Source organism: Pseudomonas sp. CROZ-RG-20F-R04-15 (assembly GCF_022662375.1).
Classification (GTDB): domain Bacteria; phylum Pseudomonadota; class Gammaproteobacteria; order Pseudomonadales; family Pseudomonadaceae; genus Aquipseudomonas.
The window spans coordinates 105,471-120,554 of the sequence record NZ_JAKNQL010000010.1; the positions used below are offsets into that span (position 1 = coordinate 105,471).

At 58.5% G+C, this 15,084-nt stretch carries 17 protein-coding genes; 7 read left to right on the forward strand and 10 right to left on the reverse strand.

Annotated features, from left to right (window positions below; translation table 11 throughout):
• Positions 1-109 precede the first annotated feature (109 nt).
• Positions 110-628 (forward strand): DUF3617 domain-containing protein, encoded by a 519-nt coding sequence (locus tag L8H52_RS16580; protein ID WP_242207900.1) that lies wholly within the window; start codon positions 110-112, stop codon positions 626-628.
• A gap of 97 nt (positions 629-725) precedes the next feature.
• Here the strand turns inward: L8H52_RS16580 and L8H52_RS16585 are convergent, their stop codons facing one another.
• From L8H52_RS16585 to folE2, 6 genes are read right to left on the reverse strand one after another with little or no spacing between them, the layout of a single operon-like run.
• On the reverse strand, positions 726-2,057 hold the full coding sequence (locus L8H52_RS16585; protein WP_242207899.1) for a dihydroorotase: 1,332 nt from the start codon (positions 2,055-2,057) through the stop codon (positions 726-728).
• Positions 2,058-2,060: 3 nt separating this feature from the next.
• Positions 2,061-2,621, reverse strand: coding sequence for a carbonate dehydratase (locus tag L8H52_RS16590; RefSeq protein WP_122842141.1), 561 nt, complete (start codon positions 2,619-2,621; stop codon positions 2,061-2,063).
• Positions 2,618-3,493 (reverse strand): metal ABC transporter substrate-binding protein, encoded by an 876-nt coding sequence (locus L8H52_RS16595; protein ID WP_242207898.1) that lies wholly within the window; start codon positions 3,491-3,493, stop codon positions 2,618-2,620. The genes L8H52_RS16590 and L8H52_RS16595 overlap by 4 nt, the downstream gene beginning before the upstream one ends.
• An 11-nt stretch (positions 3,494-3,504) precedes the next feature.
• Positions 3,505-4,371, reverse strand: coding sequence for a metal ABC transporter permease (locus L8H52_RS16600; RefSeq protein ID WP_242207897.1), 867 nt, complete (start codon positions 4,369-4,371; stop codon positions 3,505-3,507).
• The gene (locus L8H52_RS16605) at positions 4,371-5,039 is read right to left on the reverse strand and encodes an ATP-binding cassette domain-containing protein (RefSeq protein ID WP_242207896.1); all 669 of its coding nucleotides are present in this window, start codon (positions 5,037-5,039) and stop codon (positions 4,371-4,373) included. The genes L8H52_RS16600 and L8H52_RS16605 overlap by 1 nt, the downstream gene beginning before the upstream one ends.
• On the reverse strand, positions 5,036-5,932 hold the full coding sequence (gene folE2 / locus L8H52_RS16610) for a GTP cyclohydrolase FolE2 (RefSeq protein ID WP_242207895.1): 897 nt from the start codon (positions 5,930-5,932) through the stop codon (positions 5,036-5,038). The genes L8H52_RS16605 and folE2 overlap by 4 nt, the downstream gene beginning before the upstream one ends.
• 84 nt (positions 5,933-6,016) lie before the next feature.
• On the opposite strand from folE2, the gene L8H52_RS16615 reads away from it, so the two are divergent.
• Positions 6,017-7,219, forward strand: coding sequence for an N-acetylmuramoyl-L-alanine amidase (locus tag L8H52_RS16615; protein ID WP_242207894.1), 1,203 nt, complete (start codon positions 6,017-6,019; stop codon positions 7,217-7,219).
• On the opposite strand, the gene L8H52_RS16620 is transcribed toward L8H52_RS16615, so the two are convergent.
• A complete protein-coding gene (locus L8H52_RS16620) occupies positions 7,216-7,593 on the reverse strand; it encodes a glutamine synthetase (protein ID WP_242207893.1) in 378 nt (125 codons plus the stop codon). The genes L8H52_RS16615 and L8H52_RS16620 overlap by 4 nt on opposite strands.
• A 222-nt stretch (positions 7,594-7,815) precedes the next feature.
• On the opposite strand from L8H52_RS16620, the gene zigA reads away from it, so the two are divergent.
• Together zigA and L8H52_RS16630 are read left to right on the forward strand one after the other, a co-directional pair.
• Entirely contained in the window at positions 7,816-9,021 is a 1,206-nt protein-coding gene (zigA, locus tag L8H52_RS16625; RefSeq protein WP_242207892.1) for a zinc metallochaperone GTPase ZigA, read from the forward strand.
• Positions 9,021-9,665, forward strand: a complete 645-nt coding sequence (locus tag L8H52_RS16630) for a DUF1826 domain-containing protein (RefSeq protein ID WP_242207891.1) — start codon at positions 9,021-9,023, stop codon at positions 9,663-9,665. The genes zigA and L8H52_RS16630 overlap by 1 nt, the downstream gene beginning before the upstream one ends.
• Positions 9,666-9,680: 15 nt before the next feature.
• On the opposite strand, the gene L8H52_RS16635 is transcribed toward L8H52_RS16630, so the two are convergent.
• Positions 9,681-10,037, reverse strand: coding sequence for an NADH:ubiquinone oxidoreductase (locus L8H52_RS16635; RefSeq protein ID WP_242207890.1), 357 nt, complete (start codon positions 10,035-10,037; stop codon positions 9,681-9,683).
• A gap of 29 nt (positions 10,038-10,066) precedes the next feature.
• Between L8H52_RS16635 and L8H52_RS16640 the strand changes: the two genes are divergently transcribed.
• Positions 10,067-11,032 (forward strand): CobW family GTP-binding protein, encoded by a 966-nt coding sequence (locus tag L8H52_RS16640; protein WP_242207889.1) that lies wholly within the window; start codon positions 10,067-10,069, stop codon positions 11,030-11,032.
• A gap of 6 nt (positions 11,033-11,038) precedes the next feature.
• Here the strand turns inward: L8H52_RS16640 and L8H52_RS16645 are convergent, their stop codons facing one another.
• Positions 11,039-11,452 (reverse strand): DUF3301 domain-containing protein, encoded by a 414-nt coding sequence (locus tag L8H52_RS16645; protein WP_242207967.1) that lies wholly within the window; start codon positions 11,450-11,452, stop codon positions 11,039-11,041.
• A 117-nt stretch (positions 11,453-11,569) separates the two neighbouring features.
• On the opposite strand from L8H52_RS16645, the gene pdxY reads away from it, so the two are divergent.
• Positions 11,570-12,442, forward strand: coding sequence for a pyridoxal kinase PdxY (gene pdxY / locus L8H52_RS16650; RefSeq protein WP_242207888.1), 873 nt, complete (start codon positions 11,570-11,572; stop codon positions 12,440-12,442).
• 117 nt (positions 12,443-12,559) lie between these two features.
• Here pdxY and L8H52_RS16655 read toward each other — a convergent pair whose 3' ends face one another.
• Entirely contained in the window at positions 12,560-13,042 is a 483-nt protein-coding gene (locus L8H52_RS16655) for an acyl-CoA thioesterase (protein WP_003229693.1), read from the reverse strand.
• Between the two features lie 278 nt (positions 13,043-13,320).
• Here L8H52_RS16655 and L8H52_RS16660 point away from each other — a divergent pair, with 278 nt between their 5' ends.
• Positions 13,321-15,084, forward strand: coding sequence for a cation:proton antiporter (locus L8H52_RS16660; protein ID WP_242207887.1), 1,764 nt, complete (start codon positions 13,321-13,323; stop codon positions 15,082-15,084).

Below are 15,084 nucleotides of genomic sequence, written 5' to 3' on the forward strand. Positions count from 1 at the left end.
TTCAATGCTTAACAGACCATGTTCTGTCGCGATTGTCGCTATTTAATTGGTGCATGAACCGAAGCAATCGGCCGACGTCTAACGGCCACTACTGATCAGGAGTTTTTCGATGAACGTTCGTCTGCTGGGTTTGGCGCTGGGCCTGGGTTTGGCATTGCCGATGGTTGCGCAGGCGCAGATGCTGCAGCCGGGGCTGTGGGAAATGACATCGAGCAACGTCAAGGTCGATGATCAGCCGATGGATGTGCAATCGATCCTCGGCCAGCTGCAAGGCCAGATGACCCCGCAACAGCGCGCGGCGCTGGAGAAGAATGGGATCAATATTGGCGGAAAAGGCATTCGTGCCTGCCTGACGCCTGAACAGGTGGCGACCAACGATATTCCGTTGGCAGACCCGCAATCGGGCTGCAAACAGCAGATCACCGATCGCACGGGCAATCAGTGGAAATTCCGCTTCAGCTGCCCGAAAGCGCAGGGCACCGGGGTGGCGACGTTCCTCAGTGATCGCGAGTTCACCACCGTGGCCAATGGCACGTTCAATGCGATCGGGATCAATCAGAAGGGCAGTCTGGAGACTCGCGCGGTTTGGCTCGGCCAGGATTGCGGCGCTGTGAAACCAAGAGCCTAAAAGCTTCGCGAGCAGGCTCGCTCCCACCTTGAAATGCATTCCAAGTGTGGGAGCGACGGTGCGACGATTCGACTTGCTCGCGAAAGCGTCCTCAAGCTCAGCGCATAAACCTCAGCGCCAACCCGCGACATCCTTCATTCACCCGACCACCTCTCCAAGCAATCTGCCCCGACACCATCGTCGCATTCACTCGATGCCGAAAGCTGCGCCCGGCAAACGGCGTCCATCCGCACTGCGACAGAATCGGTTGCCGATCGACCTCCAGCGTCTGCGCCTCAACCAGCACCAGATCCGCCCAATACCCCTCACGCAAATAACCACGATCCGGAATCGCAAACAGATCCGCGACGCGATGGCTGGTCTTCGCCACCAAGGTCGTGATTGGCAGAACCCCCTCCGCAACCAACTCCATCAGCGCCGGCAATGCATGCTGCACCAATGGCAATCCCGAAGGCGCCTGCGTGTAAGGCAGTTGCTTTTCTTCCCAGGTATGCGGTGCATGATCGCTGCCGATGACGTCCAGCCGGTTGCTGTTCAACGCGTCGCGCAAAGCGTCACGATCGTTTTGAGTCTTGATTGCCGGGTTGCACTTGATCAGGTTGCCGAGGTTTGGATAGTCGCGATCATCGAACAACAAATGATGCAGACACACTTCAGCGGTGATGCGTTTCTGCGCCAACGGTTTGTCCTCGAACAACGCCAGTTCACGCGCCGTGGTCAGGTGCAAAACGTGCAGACGAGTGCCATGACGTTTTGCCAGTTCCACCGCCAGAGAAGAGGAGCGATAACATGCCTCGGCATTGCGGATCAGTGGGTGAGCTCCCGGTGGAATTCGCTCGCCGAACAGCTCTCGCAGATTGGCCGCGTTGGCGTCGATGCTCGGCGTGTGTTCGCAGTGCGCCAACAGAATGGTCGGCACTTCGGCAAACAGCCGCTCGAGAATCTGCGGATCATCCACCAACATGTTGCCGGTGGATGCCCCCATGAACACTTTCACCCCGGCCACTTCACACGGATTGAGCGCGGCAACGGTGTCGAGGTTGTCCCGGCTCACGCCAAAGTGAAAGCCGTAATTAGCCACCGAGTTGATCGCCGCACGGCGCTTTTTATCCGCCAGCGCTTCGAGCGTAAGGGTGGCCGGGTTGGTGTTGGGCATGTCCATGAAACTGGTGATGCCACCGGCGACCGCCGCCCGCGACTCGGTATGAATGCTGCCTTTGGCTAATGCACCCGGTTCGCGGAAATGCACTTGGTCATCGATCATCCCCGGCAGTAACCATCGGCCGTTGGCGTCGATTTCCACCTTGGCGCTTTCACCTTCGATGCTGCGTGCAATCTTGACGATGCGTCCATTGCTGACCAACAGATCTGCGTCGAACTCACACCCTTCGTTAACCAGTCTGGCATTGCGAATCAGCACGCTGCTCATGGTTCAGAACTCGTTCTGCAAGGCTTTGTAGCCGCGCACCAGATCGACGTTAGTGCGCGCCACGTCCTCGGAAAACTCCGAAGCGCTGACACTCACAGGAGGGAACAACGACAGATCTGTATTCGGGCCTATGCGAGTAGTGGAGGGTACATAGAAGGCGTCCGGCAGATCCCGGCCGTCGACCACTGAGTTGTGTCGAACTACGCAACCATTGCCTACAACGCAGTTGAACAGGACGCTGTTGAAGCCGATGAACACGCGGTCGCCAACCACGCAGGGTCCATGCACGATCGAGCGGTGGGCGATGGAACTGAATTCGCCGATGGTCACCGCTGCACCGGATTTGGAGTGGATCACCACACCGTCCTGAATGTTCGAATTGGCACCGATGGTGATCGGCTCCATCTCGCCCGACGCATCCACTTCGTCGGCGCGGATCACCGCATAGGGGCCGACGAAGACGTTCTCGCCGATCACTACCTTGCCGCAGATGATCGCGGTTTTATCGACGTAGGCCGACTCGGCGATCTGCGGTAAATCACCTGAAGGATTCTTGCGGATCATGGTCGGCTCAGCGCGTCGTAAAGGGTGTTGAGGTTGTATTCGAACAGACCGGTGAAAGTGCTGGCAGGGCCGCTGGCGGCGAGGGCATCCGAATAGAGTGTGCCGCCGATGTGCGCGCCGCTTTCGTCGGCGATCTGTTTGAGCAGGCGGGCGTCCTTGATGTTTTCCATGAATACCGCTTTGACTTTGGCCTGACGAATCTGGGTGATCAGTGCTGCGACTTCGGCGGCGGAGGGTTCACGTTCGGTGGACAAGCCCTGCGGTGCCATGAAGTCGATACCATACGCCTGGCCGAGATATCCAAAAGCATCGTGGCTGGTGACGATCTTGCGGTTGCCCGGTGGCAGCGAACCGAGTTTGGTTTTGGCTTCGGCGAGCAGGGCGTAGATCTGCTTCAGATAGGTTTTGCTGTTGCGTTCGTAGTCGGCTTTGTTCGCCGGGTCGGTAGCGATCAGCGCCTTGGTGATGTTGGCGACGTACAACTCAGCGTTCGCCAGATTGTGCCAGGCATGCGGGTCGGCAACGGTTTCGCCGTCTTCATCCAGTGAGCGCGGAATCACGCCATGGCTGGCACTGATGACCGTGGCTTTGGTCTCGGTACTGGTCACCAGTCGATCCAGCCACGGTTCGAAACCGAGGCCGTTCTTGATGATCAGTTTGGCGCTGAGCAGCGCTTTGGCGTCGTCCGGTGTCGGCTCGTAGGTGTGCGCGTCAGCGTCCGGGCCGACCATGTTGGTGATCTGGATATGTTCGCCGCCGACCTGATGCACCATGTCGGCGAGAATGCTGAAGCTGGTCACCACCGGCAATTTTTCCGCCGCCGATAATGACATCGACAGCATCAGGCTGAACAACACGACTAGAACGCGCATCGGGAAACACCTCATTGGGATGTGAGCAAAGGTGGGCGGCGTAGCAGGCCGTGAACCGGCCCGAACACCACTGACAGCAGATAACCGACGCCGGCGACCAGCACGATGGCCGGTCCGCTGGGCAGCGAGTAGTACAACGACAGCAACAAGCCGAACCATACCGAGAGGCAACCGATGACCGCGGCGATGCCAATCAGGATCGGTAACCGGCGGCTCCAGAATCGTGAGGCAGCGGCGGGGAGCATCATCAGTCCGACGACCATCAGTGCGCCGATGGCCTGGAATCCGATCACCAGATTGAGCACGACCAGCGTCAGGAACACGCCGTGGGCGAGTGGGCCGAGACGGCTGACGGTTCTGAGAAAAAGTGGGTCGAGAGTGTCGAGTAGCAGCGGTTTGTAAATCAGCGCCATGGCCATCAGGCTGAATCCCGAGACCCACAACATGCCGGTGAGGGTTGGGCCATCGACGGCTAATGCCGAGCCAAACAGCAGGTGAAGCAGGTCGAGGCGTTTGCCGGCCATGCCGAGAATCAGCACACCGCTCGCGAGGGAAATTGGGTAGATCGCAGCGAGGCTGGCGTCTTCGCGCAGACCGGTGCGGCGAGTGATCCAGGCGGCAAGGCCGGCCATGCTCAGACCGGCGCCGAGGCCGCCGAGAGTGAGGGCGGGAAGGCTCAGGCCAGCGAACCAGAATCCCAGTGCGGCGCCGGGGAGGATGCCGTGGGCGACGGCGTCACCGATCAGGCTCATTCTTCTCAAGATCAAAAACACGCCGAGTGGTGCGGTGCTGCACGCCAATACCAGCCCGCCAAGCAGGGCGCGGCGCATGAACACGAACTCGTTGAACGGTTGCCAGAAGTGGGGGACGACGAGCATCAGGCCACCTGCGTGTGAGGGGTTTGCTGGATCAGTTCAACGCTGGCGCCGTACACGCATTCGCGGTTTTTGATCAGCAAAGTTTGCGGGATGTGTTGGCGTACGGCGACGAGGTCATGGCAGACCACGACGAGCGTTCGACCTTCGCTATGCCAGGCATGGATGTGCTGCCAGAGCAGTTGTTGGCCGAGTTCATCGAGGGCGGCGTGGGGTTCGTCTAGGAGCAGAACCGGGGCGTCGGTCAGACTCAATCGGGCGAGCAGGGCGCGCTGCAATTCGCCACCGGACAGGGCCATGAGCGGGCGCCGTTCGAGTCCGCTCAGGTGCCAGTTTTCCAGTGCGACGTTCAGTCGTTGTGCGCGCAGTCGGGTTGAGAGTCGACGTCCCCAGAAACCGGCGGCGATCAGGTCTTCGAGGTTGATGGGGAACTGGCGGTCGAGGTGCTGTTGTTGGGGCAGGAAAGACAATCCGCTTTGGCGTGGAACACTCAGGCTGACTTTGCCAGCCAAGGGTTTCTGCAGCCCGGCGATAACTTTCAAAAGGCTGCTTTTTCCGCAGCCGTTGGCGCCAATGATTGCCGTGAGGCTGGCGCTTTCCAATTCAAGATTCAGGGGGGCGGTGAGCGGTTGGCCCGGGGCGCCCCAGCTCAGGGATTGGCAGCGGATCATGCTTGCTCACGCTGCCAATGACTTTCGGCGACGGCGTCGTGGGCGTGCAGGCTTTCGGCGTGGATCACTCGCAGGTGGAATTGATTAACTCCGGGTGTGCGGCGAAGTGCGAGATTCAACCGGCGTGCGGCGTCTTCGCAGAACATCAGGTTCTGTCCATTCGCCAGAGCGAAGGCTTGTTCATCGGCGCGTTTTACTGCGGTTTGCACGGCAGTGCCGAGGGCGGTTTCGGCGTCATTGATGATGACGCTCAGCGGGAGCTCATCGATGAATTCGTCGAGATGTAAATGCAGCTGTGCAGCGCTGCGTTGACTGTGAGGCGTAGCGACGATGCCTTGTGTCGAGCCGAGCCAAGCCAGAATGTCTGCGTGCTGAAGAGTTTTATTGGCGAAGTCGTCGATGAATTGCTGCTGGATCAACTGGCGCGCCAAAGCTGCGGAGCAGGGGCAAGTTGAGGAGTAGGGCACTTCGATTTTGAGTTCCACGTGGAACATCTTGTTTTTCAGGCTGGCTGAAATCGTCGCGGGATAGGACTTCCATCCGGCCAATGGACTGATCAACGCGGGTCTTTTCAGCAGCAGATCGGTGTGGATGTTCAGGTAGGCACAGTTGGATAAACCTTCGTGGCTATCCAAAAAATGTTTCAGTACCAGGTGCAGAAGAGCAGGGGAAAGTTGTTCCTGTTCGAGCGTCTCCAAGGCTAGATAAAGTCGCGACATGTGAATCCCGCGAGCCTCGCCGTCATCCAGACTCACTCCCGCATCTGCCTTCGCACTCAAGCGTTGGCCTTCCAGTAAAACAGGTAACGCGATGCCGTGCATACCCACCCATTCGAGGGGTAAGGCTTGGCGAGCGGATTGCGCGGCGATATCCGGAAGTGTCAGCGAATTCATGTTTGGAACCATCGTGTTGATTGAAATCAATGTTACATTATAACAATTCAAATCACGATGCCTTTTTCATGAACAGGCTTTCATATGCACAGACGCCATCTGCTTTATCTGATTCTGGCCAGCACGGCCTTCGCCTTCCCTTTCGGTGTTTCGGCCACGCAAATTCGCAACGCGCGGCTTTGGCGTTCTGATGAAAAGCTGCGGTTGGTATTCGATCTGAGCGGGCCGGTGCGCTACAAAACCTTCACGCTGAGTTCGCCTGAACGACTGATTGTCGATGTGTCCGGAGCCAATCTAAGCGCTGACTTCAGCCAGTTGGCTTTGAATGGCACAGTGATCCGTTCCATTCGATCCGGTCCTTTTGGTCAGGGAGATACGCGGATTGTTCTCGATCTGAGCAATCCAGTGCTGCTGAACAGCTTCCTTTTGGCTCCGCAAAACGGCCAAAGTCATCGGTTGGTTCTGGATCTCGTCAGCACAAAAGCACCTCAAACAGCCCCAATGGTTCCACGTGAAACACCCAGAATTGACGTTCACCCCAAGCGTGACATCATCGTAGTCGTCGACCCAGGACATGGTGGGAAGGATCCTGGTGCGGTTGGCGCCAAGGGGGAGCGGGAAAAAGATGTGGTGCTTTCCATTGCTCAGCTACTCGCCAAGCGCCTGAAAAAAGAGAAAGGATTCGATGTGAAACTGGTGCGCAATGACGATTTTTTCGTGCCTTTGCGCAAGCGGGTTGAGATCGCTCGTCAGCATAAAGCCGACATGTTTATCTCTGTGCATGCCGACGCGGCGCCAAGGCTGACGGCTTCTGGTGCCTCCGTGTATTGCCTCTCTGAGGGTGGCGCGACATCAGCGACGGCGCGTTTTATGGCGCAGCGTGAGAACGGTGCGGATCTGCTCGGCGCGACCAGTCTGCTTAATCTCAAAGATAAAGATCCGATGCTCGCCGGGGTAATTCTCGACATGTCGATGAACGCCACCATCGCTGCCAGCCTACAGTTGGGCAACACGGTATTGGGCAGTCTGGCGGGCATCACTACGCTGCATCAGAAACGCGTGGAACAGGCAGGCTTCGCCGTGTTGAAGTCGCCAGATGTGCCTTCAATCCTGGTGGAAACCGGCTTTATTTCCAATGTTCGCGACAGTCAGCGACTGGTCACTGCGCGGCATCAGAAGGCCGTGGCAGATGGTTTGTTTGAAGGGTTGCAGCGTTACTTTGAGAGAAATCCACCGATCGACAGTTATCTCGCCTGGCAGCAGGAGCAAAAAACCGCACGGGTTTAGCAACCGGCAATCCGGCTACAGGTGAACTTTGCACTGCTGCCGCCCGAGCTGGAAAAGCGATTGATGGTTGTCCAGCCGACGCGGCGGGTGTAACCGACCCAGGCTTCTCCGTCAGAGGCAATGCCGGTGAAGAACGTCAATTGGCCGAAGCGGCTATTGGTTTGTGCCCAATAACGCTGGTCAGCCTTTTCAAACCCACGCAGATAAAGCGTGTTGCCGACGGTGTTGACGCTATAAGCGTTGCCCTCGGCATCGACGCACGCCAGCAGATTAGCGCTACGTGTGCAGCTCGCCAGCGCCGGCATCTGCGCCCACGTATCGCCAGCAACGAGCAATCCAAGGCTCAACAACGAGCATTTCAGCGCAGTTTTCATTACCAATTCCGGGAGTGGGATGAGCTCAGCTTCCTGCTGTTTATCGCTAAGGACAAGAGCAGGGCTGGTTTATTCATGTTGTTATACTATAACATAAATAATAACTGAGCCTGAGCGGGCCGATTTCAAGCGTTTACCTTCAGCGAGCCCCTCGTATGAAGCGCCCAAACGCCAAGCGCTGACAAAAGCGCCAATCGGCCACCTTCCTATGAGGATTATCCAATGTCAGCCGAATTGCCCGTCACCGTACTTTCAGGATTTCTCGGCGCTGGAAAAAGTACACTTTTGAATTACGTACTACGTAATCGAAAGGGGCTGCGTGTTGCTGTGATCGTCAATGATATGAGCGAAATCAACATCGATGGCAGCGAAGTCCAGCGCGATGTCAGCCTGAACCGTGCAGAAGAAAAAATCGTTGAAATGAGCAACGGCTGTATCTGCTGTACGTTACGCGAAGATTTGCTCGAAGAAGTCAGCAAGCTCGCCCGTGAAGATCGCTTCGATTATCTGCTCATCGAATCCACCGGTATCTCCGAGCCTTTGCCGGTCGCAGAAACCTTCACCTTCCGCGATGAACATGGCCAAAGCCTCTCCGACATCGCCCGTCTCGACACCATGGTTACTGTAGTCGACGGTGTGAATTTCCTGCCGGACTACCAGGCGGCGGAAAGCCTCGCCTCCCGTGGCGAAATTCTCGGCGAGGAAGACGAGCGCTCCATCACCGACCTGTTGATCGAACAGATCGAGTTCGCCGACGTACTGTTGATCAGCAAGATCGACCTGATCAGCCAGCCCGAGCGCGAAGAGTTGATCGCCATCCTCAAACGCCTCAATGCTCAAGCCGAAATCATCCCGATGGTGATGGGCGAGGTGCCGCTGGAGAAGATCCTCAACACCGGCCGTTTTGATTTCGACAGAGCCGCGCAAGCACCGGGCTGGCTGCAGGAGTTGCGCGGTGAGCACGTGCCGGAAACCGACGAGTACGGCATCGCTTCCACCGCCTACCGCGCACGCCGGCCGTTTCACCCGGAGCGTTTCTTCAGCTTCATCGACCGCCCGTGGCTGAACGGCAAGCTGCTGCGCTCCAAAGGATTCTTCTGGCTGGCGAGCAAGCCTACGGACGCTGGCAGCTGGTCGCAGGCTGGCGGTTTGATGCGCCACGGTTTTGCCGGACGCTGGTGGCGTTTTGTGCCGAAGGACCAATGGCCACAAGATCAACAAAGCACCGCCGCGATCATGGAAAACTGGACGCCAAGCGTCGGAGACTGCCGCCAGGAGCTGGTTTTCATCGGACAGAACATCGATTTCCTACAGCTCTCCGACGAACTGGATGACTGCCTGCTCACCGATGAAGAAATGGCGCTCGGCGTAGAGGGTTGGCGATTGCTGGCGGATCCATTCGGCCCTTGGCATGAAGAGGCTGCCTGATGTTAGCCCTGAAACTGCAGCAGGACCGTACCCGCCATCAGCATCAAGGGCCGACTCCAAAGACGCTGGCGCGAATTCTGGACGATGACACCAATCTTGCCGTGTGGCAGCGGCAACTGCCGTTGCACATCAGCGATTTCGCTCAGTTATTGCTGTCGCTCAACGAACCCTTGGCGCAATCGTTATGCCTGGAGTTGGCAAGCGAGGACGCCGAGCCTGACCTGACCGGGTTGGCTTCAGGCTTCCGCGATCTGGAAGGCTATGAAGGCTTTATCGCCGACCTGAAGTGGCTGGTCAGTGCCTTTGCCTGTTTGCTGGGCGCCAAGCGCATCGGCCTGCGCCTGCGGGCGCTCGATAAAGCCATGTGCCCGCGCTTCCACGTTGATCACGTGCCGGTGCGGCTGATCACCACGTACGCTGGCGTCGGCAGCCAATGGCTCAAGGAAGGCGTGATGGATCGCCAGCAACTGGGGCAGGCCAACGCTGAGCCCCAGGTGCTAATTCAGCAACTCAGCAGTGGCGATGTCGCGCTGTTGAAAGGCGAAAAATGGCACGGTAATGAAGGCTTCGGTCTCATCCATCGCTCGCCACAACCGCCTACTGGCGAGCGTCGATTGATCCTCACCCTCGACTGGCTCGGCTAATGTCTCAAAGACGCTTTAAGGTTTTAGCCACGATCCTTGGCTCTGGCCTTCGCAATATGGCTTCAAATACGCTGCATCAGTGGCGACGCCGTAATAGTGGATGTCCTGGCGATAAGGCATATTGGCGACTTGCGCGTTGCTGCACACACCAAACGCACCACTCGGGCATTGATCGACGTACTGTACTTCGACTTTCTGCCCGGCCAGCGTTGGCTGGCAGAAACCGTCGTTGAACAGCCTCTCCGGGATATTGCGGTTCTGCTGGCAGACTTTGACGTCGAGCCGCTCGCCCTGACTATGCACTACGCAAGCCTGGGCCCACGCTTCACTCGACAGCAGCGTCAACAGCAACGACCATCCCATCCAACGCATCTTTGCATCTCCCAAGAAAGCTTCCCGCCATGTTGCAGAACATTCCTACCCATGTCATTGCTGGCCCTTTGGGCGCAGGCAAGACCAGCCTGATTCGCCAGCTCATGGCCCAGCGGCCAGACGGTGAGCGCTGGGCGGTGCTGATCAACGAGTTCGGCCAGATCGGCCTCGATGCGGCGCTGCTGACCCGCGATGCCGATGGTGTCGCACTCGGCGAAGTGGCCGGGGGCTGCCTGTGCTGCGTCAATGGCGCGCCGTTTCAGATTGGTCTCGGGCGGTTGTTGCGCAAGGAGAAACCGGATCGGCTGTTCATCGAACCGTCCGGGTTGGGGCATCCGGCGCAATTGCTCAAGCAGTTGAATGAAGCGCCATGGTCAGGCGTTCTGGCGGTCCAGCCCTGTGTGCTGGTGCTGGATGCTCAGGCGCTGCATGTCGGGAAAGCATTACCAGCCGCGCAACAGGACGCGTTGGCGAGCGCCGGATTGCTGCTGCTGAACAAGGCCGAAAACCTGGATGACACGGCCCGGGCAAATATCGCCAACCGATTGCCGCCAGTCCCGCTGATCTGGACGCAACAGGCGCAACTACCGCTGAACGAACTGCCGGGCCTGGCTGCAAAAGCAGTCGACGGTGTGGATAACCTGGCCGTGCCCAAAGGATTGGGACAAATGCCGGCCGTCTGGAGCGATCCGACGTTGCCGATTTGCCTGAGTCAGACGCAGGAGGGTGGCTGGAGCATTGGTTGGCGTTGGCATCCGGGCCAGACGTTCGACAAGCAACGCACTGTCGACTGGCTAACCGGCCTTGATTGGAAGCGAGCGAAACTGGTGATCCGCAGCTCGGATGGCTGGGTGTCTGCGAATGCTTTGGATAATGCCAAGCTGATCTGGCAGGCCAGCGAATGGCGGAAAGATTCGCGAATCGAACTGATCTTCGTCGATCCGCAAAATATTGATCAATTGCAGGCGGGGCTGGCGCGATGCCGAACCCGGTGATTCAGCTCAAGGTTTCCACTTCGTGTGTTCCTGCCGCCACTGGCTCAGCTCGATGACTTCTGCCCGTGGCTTCTGCACTTCGACCACTGGCGGAGTATCGTCGAACGGCGCCGGGTAGGGCGCCAGCTCGATCTGCGCACTGTGCGCGCCAAACTGGGTAATCGTGCCGTTATGCCGGGTTTCACCGGTCACGGTGAATTCGAAGTTGTACACCCGCGCCAGTCGTCGGCGCCCATTGGCGTCCTTGATGAAACCGATCTTCTTCAGTGCAACGTTGCCGTCGAGCAACTCCACGCGCACGTTCAGGCAATGCTGCTTGACCCGTTCCAGCGCCCGCTCGCGCAAGCCGTGGTTGTGCCATAGCCACGCGCCGGCAGCAGCGAACAGCATCAGCACAAAGATGTTTTCCAGGGTCAGCATCAACATCGAACTCCAAAAGATAGCGTCAGCTTAACTGCGTCGCCGGTCTGTCGTACAGGCTGCGTTTCGTCGCATACTGCGCGGCTTGAATTTCAATCGTTTTACGGAATGACCCGAATGAAACGTACGCCTCATCTGCTCGCCATTCAGTCCCACGTCGTGTTCGGCCACGCCGGTAACAGCGCGGCGGTTTTTCCGATGCAGCGGGTCGGGGTCAATGTCTGGCCGCTCAACACCGTGCAGTTTTCCAACCACACCCAGTACGGTCAGTGGGCTGGCGAAGTGCTGGCGCCGCAGCAGATTCCCGAGCTGGTCGAAGGCATCGCCGCGATTGGCGAGCTGGGCAACTGCGATGCGGTTCTGTCCGGTTATCTCGGCAGTGCGGCGCAGGGTCGAGCGATCCTCAGCGGCGTCGAGCGCATCAAATCGGTCAATCCGAAAGCGCTGTATCTGTGTGATCCGGTGATGGGCCATCCAGAGAAGGGTTGCAGCGTGCCGACCGAGGTCAGCGACTTCCTCCTGGACGAGGCGGCTGCGGTGGCGGACATCATGTGTCCGAACCAGTTGGAGCTGGACAGCTTCTCCGGGCGCAAGCCGCAGTCGTTGTTCGATTGCCTGGCAATGGCGCGGGCGTTGCTGGCGCGTGGGCCGAAAGTGGTGCTGGTCAAGCATCTGGATTATCCGGGAAAACCGGCCGATGGCTTCGAGATGCTGCTGGTCACGGCCGAAGGCAGTTGGCATTTGCGCCGTCCGTTGCTGGCGTTTCCGCGTCAGCCGGTGGGTGTTGGCGATCTGACGTCTGGCCTGTTTCTGGCGCGGCTGTTGTTGGGCGATAGCCTGGTGGCGGCGTTTGAATTCACGGCGGCGGCGGTGCATGAGGTGCTGCTGGAGACTCAGGCTTGCGCCAGTTATGAGCTGCAACTGGTGCGAGCGCAGGATCGGATTGCGCATCCGCGGGTGAAGTTCGAGGCGACTGCAATCAGTCTGTAACACCGCGCTGCCCCCATTCGCGAGCAAGCTCGCTCCCACATTTGGTTTTGTGTACGCCACAGATCCAGTGTGGGAGCGAGCTTGCTCGCGAAAGCGTTCTTCAGAGCGCTAAAGATCTCAGGCGTCGCCCTTGATCTCCTGATAGCGCTTCTCCAGCTCCTGGCGAATCTGCCGACGCTGCTGCGCCTGCATATAACGACGCTTGTCTTCACTGTTCTGCGGTTGCAGCGGCGGCACGGCGGCCGGCTTGCGCTGGTCATCCACCGCCACCATGGTGAAGAAGCAGCTGTTGGTGTGGCGCACCGAACGCTCGCGGATGTTTTCGGTGACGACTTTGATGCCGACTTCCATCGATGTGTTGCCGGTGTAGTTGACCGAGGCGAGGAAGGTCACCAGTTCGCCGACATGAATCGGCTCGCGGAAAATCACCTGATCCACCGACAGGGTCACCACATAGCGGCCGGCATAACGGCTCGCGCAGGCGTAAGCCACTTCGTCGAGGTATTTGAGCAGGGTGCCGCCGTGGACATTGCCAGAGAAGTTGGCCATGTCGGGGGTCATCAGTACCGTCATCGACAGTTGGGCGTTTCCGGGTTCCATAACGTTCTCACGGATCAAGGCTGATTTCTGGAAGCACCTCTGCGGGTGCCTGGTCGCTTTTCAAAAGCACCGTTATCGGGACGCCGGGCGACTGGCCGCCGTCACGCCGGAATCGATCTGTTTCCATATATTGCACCGCCTTCCAGGCGGAAGTCGCGGTGTTAACCTGCAAAAGCCCACCTCGAGGGCAATTCCCACACAAAAAGCGGATTTTTACCTAGCTCGCCCAGACCTTTCTGACGTCTGCCGGGAGTCTCGTCATTCAAGGAGCCCACGCCATGCATGCCATCAGTTTTATTCAGGACCTGGCAGTGATCATGTTGGTCGCAGGTGTGGTGACCGTGTTGTTCCACCGCTTCAAGCAGCCGGTGGTGCTTGGCTATATCGTTGCTGGCTTCATCATCGGCCCGCACACACCGCCGTTCGGCCTGATTCACGACGAAGAAACCATCAAGACTCTTGCCGAACTCGGGGTTATTTTTCTGATGTTCTGCCTCGGGCTGGAGTTCAGCCTGCGCAAACTGTTCAAGGTCGGCGCTACAGCGTTTATCGCGGCGTTCCTCGAAATTGTCCTGATGATCTGGATCGGCTACGAAATCGGCCGCTGGTTCGACTGGAACACCATGGACTCGCTGTTCCTCGGCGCCATCCTGGCGATCTCCTCGACCACCATCATCGTCAAGGCACTCAATGATCTGAAGATGAAGAACGAGCGCTTTGCGCAGTTGATCTTCGGTGTGCTGATCGTCGAAGACATCCTCGGCATCGGCATCATCGCACTGCTGTCGAGCATCGCGGTCAGCGGCACCGTCAGCTCCGGCGAAGTGTTTTCCACGGTCGGCAAGCTGTCGTTGTTCATGATCGTCGCGCTGGTCATTGGCATCCTGCTGGTGCCGCGCCTGCTGGCTTACGTGGCCAAATTCGAAAGCAATGAAATGCTCCTGATCACCGTGCTCGGCCTGTGTTTCGGCTTCTGCCTGCTGGTGGTCAAGCTGGAGTACAGCATGGTGCTCGGCGCGTTCCTGATCGGCGCGATCATGGCCGAGTCGCGGCAGTTGCTGAAAATCGAACGCCTGATCGAGCCGGTTCGCGATCTGTTCAGCGCGATCTTTTTCGTTGCGATCGGCCTGATGCTCGACCCGATGATTCTTCTCGAATACGCATGGCCGATCGCGGTGATTACCGTCGCCGTGGTACTCGGCAAGATGTTGTCCTGCGGCCTCGGTGCGTTTATCGCCGGTAATGACGGACGTACCTCACTGCGCGTGGGGATGGGGCTGTCACAGATTGGCGAATTTTCCTTCATCATCGCCGCACTGGGCATGACCTTGCAGGTCACCAGCAATTTCCTTTATCCGGTCGCTGTGGCCGTGTCGGTGATTACCACGCTGCTGACGCCGTATCTGATCCGTGCGGCTGATCCGCTGTCGATCAAGTTGTCGGCGGCGGTGCCCAAGCCTCTTGGCCGCGTGCTGGGCATGTACGGGGAATGGTTGCGCAGCATTCAGCCGCAAGGCGAGGGTGCGATGCTGGCTTCAATAATTCGCAAGATCCTGCTGCAGGTCGGAGTCAATCTCGCCCTGGTCATCGCGATCTTCTTCGCAGGCGCGTATTTCGCCGAACGCATCTCGCTGTGGTTACAGGACTGGATCAGCGATCCTAGCTGGCAGAAAGCGTTGATCTGGGGCGGAGCGCTGTTGGTGTCGCTGCCGTTCTTGATCGCGGCGTACCGCAAGCTCAAGGCACTGTCGATGCTGCTGGCAGAGATGGGCGTGAAGCCGGAGATGGCCGGGCGTCACACGCAGCGAGTGCGCCGGGTGATCTCCGAAGTGATCCCGATTCTCTCGCTGCTGGTGATTTTCCTGCTGCTGGCAGCCTTGTCGGCCAGTATCTTGCCGACCAACAAGTTGCTGATGCTGATCGCCGTGGTCGCGGCCGCCGTGGCGGCGCTGCTCTGGCGCTGGTTCATCCGCGTGCACACGCGGATGCAGGTGGCGCTGCTGGAAACCCTCGACAACCACAAAGAGTCGTCGGGTCACTGA

Excerpts from the sequence above, each read along its gene's own strand:
- L8H52_RS16655 (WP_003229693.1), bottom strand. The coding sequence starts at position 13,042 with ATGGAACCCGGAAACGCCCAACTGTCGATGACGGTACTGATGACCCCC.
- L8H52_RS16640 (WP_242207889.1), top strand. The coding sequence starts at position 10,067 with ATGTTGCAGAACATTCCTACCCATGTCATTGCTGGCCCTTTGGGCGCA.
- L8H52_RS16620 (WP_242207893.1), bottom strand. The coding sequence starts at position 7,593 with ATGAAAACTGCGCTGAAATGCTCGTTGTTGAGCCTTGGATTGCTCGTT.
- L8H52_RS16645 (WP_242207967.1), bottom strand. The coding sequence starts at position 11,452 with ATGCTGACCCTGGAAAACATCTTTGTGCTGATGCTGTTCGCTGCTGCC.
- L8H52_RS16660 (WP_242207887.1), top strand. The coding sequence starts at position 13,321 with ATGCATGCCATCAGTTTTATTCAGGACCTGGCAGTGATCATGTTGGTC.
- zigA (WP_242207892.1), top strand. The coding sequence starts at position 7,816 with ATGTCAGCCGAATTGCCCGTCACCGTACTTTCAGGATTTCTCGGCGCT.
- pdxY (WP_242207888.1), top strand. The coding sequence starts at position 11,570 with ATGAAACGTACGCCTCATCTGCTCGCCATTCAGTCCCACGTCGTGTTC.
- L8H52_RS16600 (WP_242207897.1), bottom strand. The coding sequence starts at position 4,371 with ATGCTCGTCGTCCCCCACTTCTGGCAACCGTTCAACGAGTTCGTGTTC.
- folE2 (WP_242207895.1), bottom strand. The coding sequence starts at position 5,932 with ATGAATTCGCTGACACTTCCGGATATCGCCGCGCAATCCGCTCGCCAA.
- L8H52_RS16605 (WP_242207896.1), bottom strand. The coding sequence starts at position 5,039 with ATGATCCGCTGCCAATCCCTGAGCTGGGGCGCCCCGGGCCAACCGCTC.
- L8H52_RS16635 (WP_242207890.1), bottom strand. The coding sequence starts at position 10,037 with ATGCGTTGGATGGGATGGTCGTTGCTGTTGACGCTGCTGTCGAGTGAA.
- L8H52_RS16580 (WP_242207900.1), top strand. The coding sequence starts at position 110 with ATGAACGTTCGTCTGCTGGGTTTGGCGCTGGGCCTGGGTTTGGCATTG.
- L8H52_RS16615 (WP_242207894.1), top strand. The coding sequence starts at position 6,017 with ATGCACAGACGCCATCTGCTTTATCTGATTCTGGCCAGCACGGCCTTC.
- L8H52_RS16585 (WP_242207899.1), bottom strand. The coding sequence starts at position 2,057 with ATGAGCAGCGTGCTGATTCGCAATGCCAGACTGGTTAACGAAGGGTGT.
- L8H52_RS16630 (WP_242207891.1), top strand. The coding sequence starts at position 9,021 with ATGTTAGCCCTGAAACTGCAGCAGGACCGTACCCGCCATCAGCATCAA.
- L8H52_RS16590 (WP_122842141.1), bottom strand. The coding sequence starts at position 2,621 with ATGATCCGCAAGAATCCTTCAGGTGATTTACCGCAGATCGCCGAGTCG.
- L8H52_RS16595 (WP_242207898.1), bottom strand. The coding sequence starts at position 3,493 with ATGCGCGTTCTAGTCGTGTTGTTCAGCCTGATGCTGTCGATGTCATTA.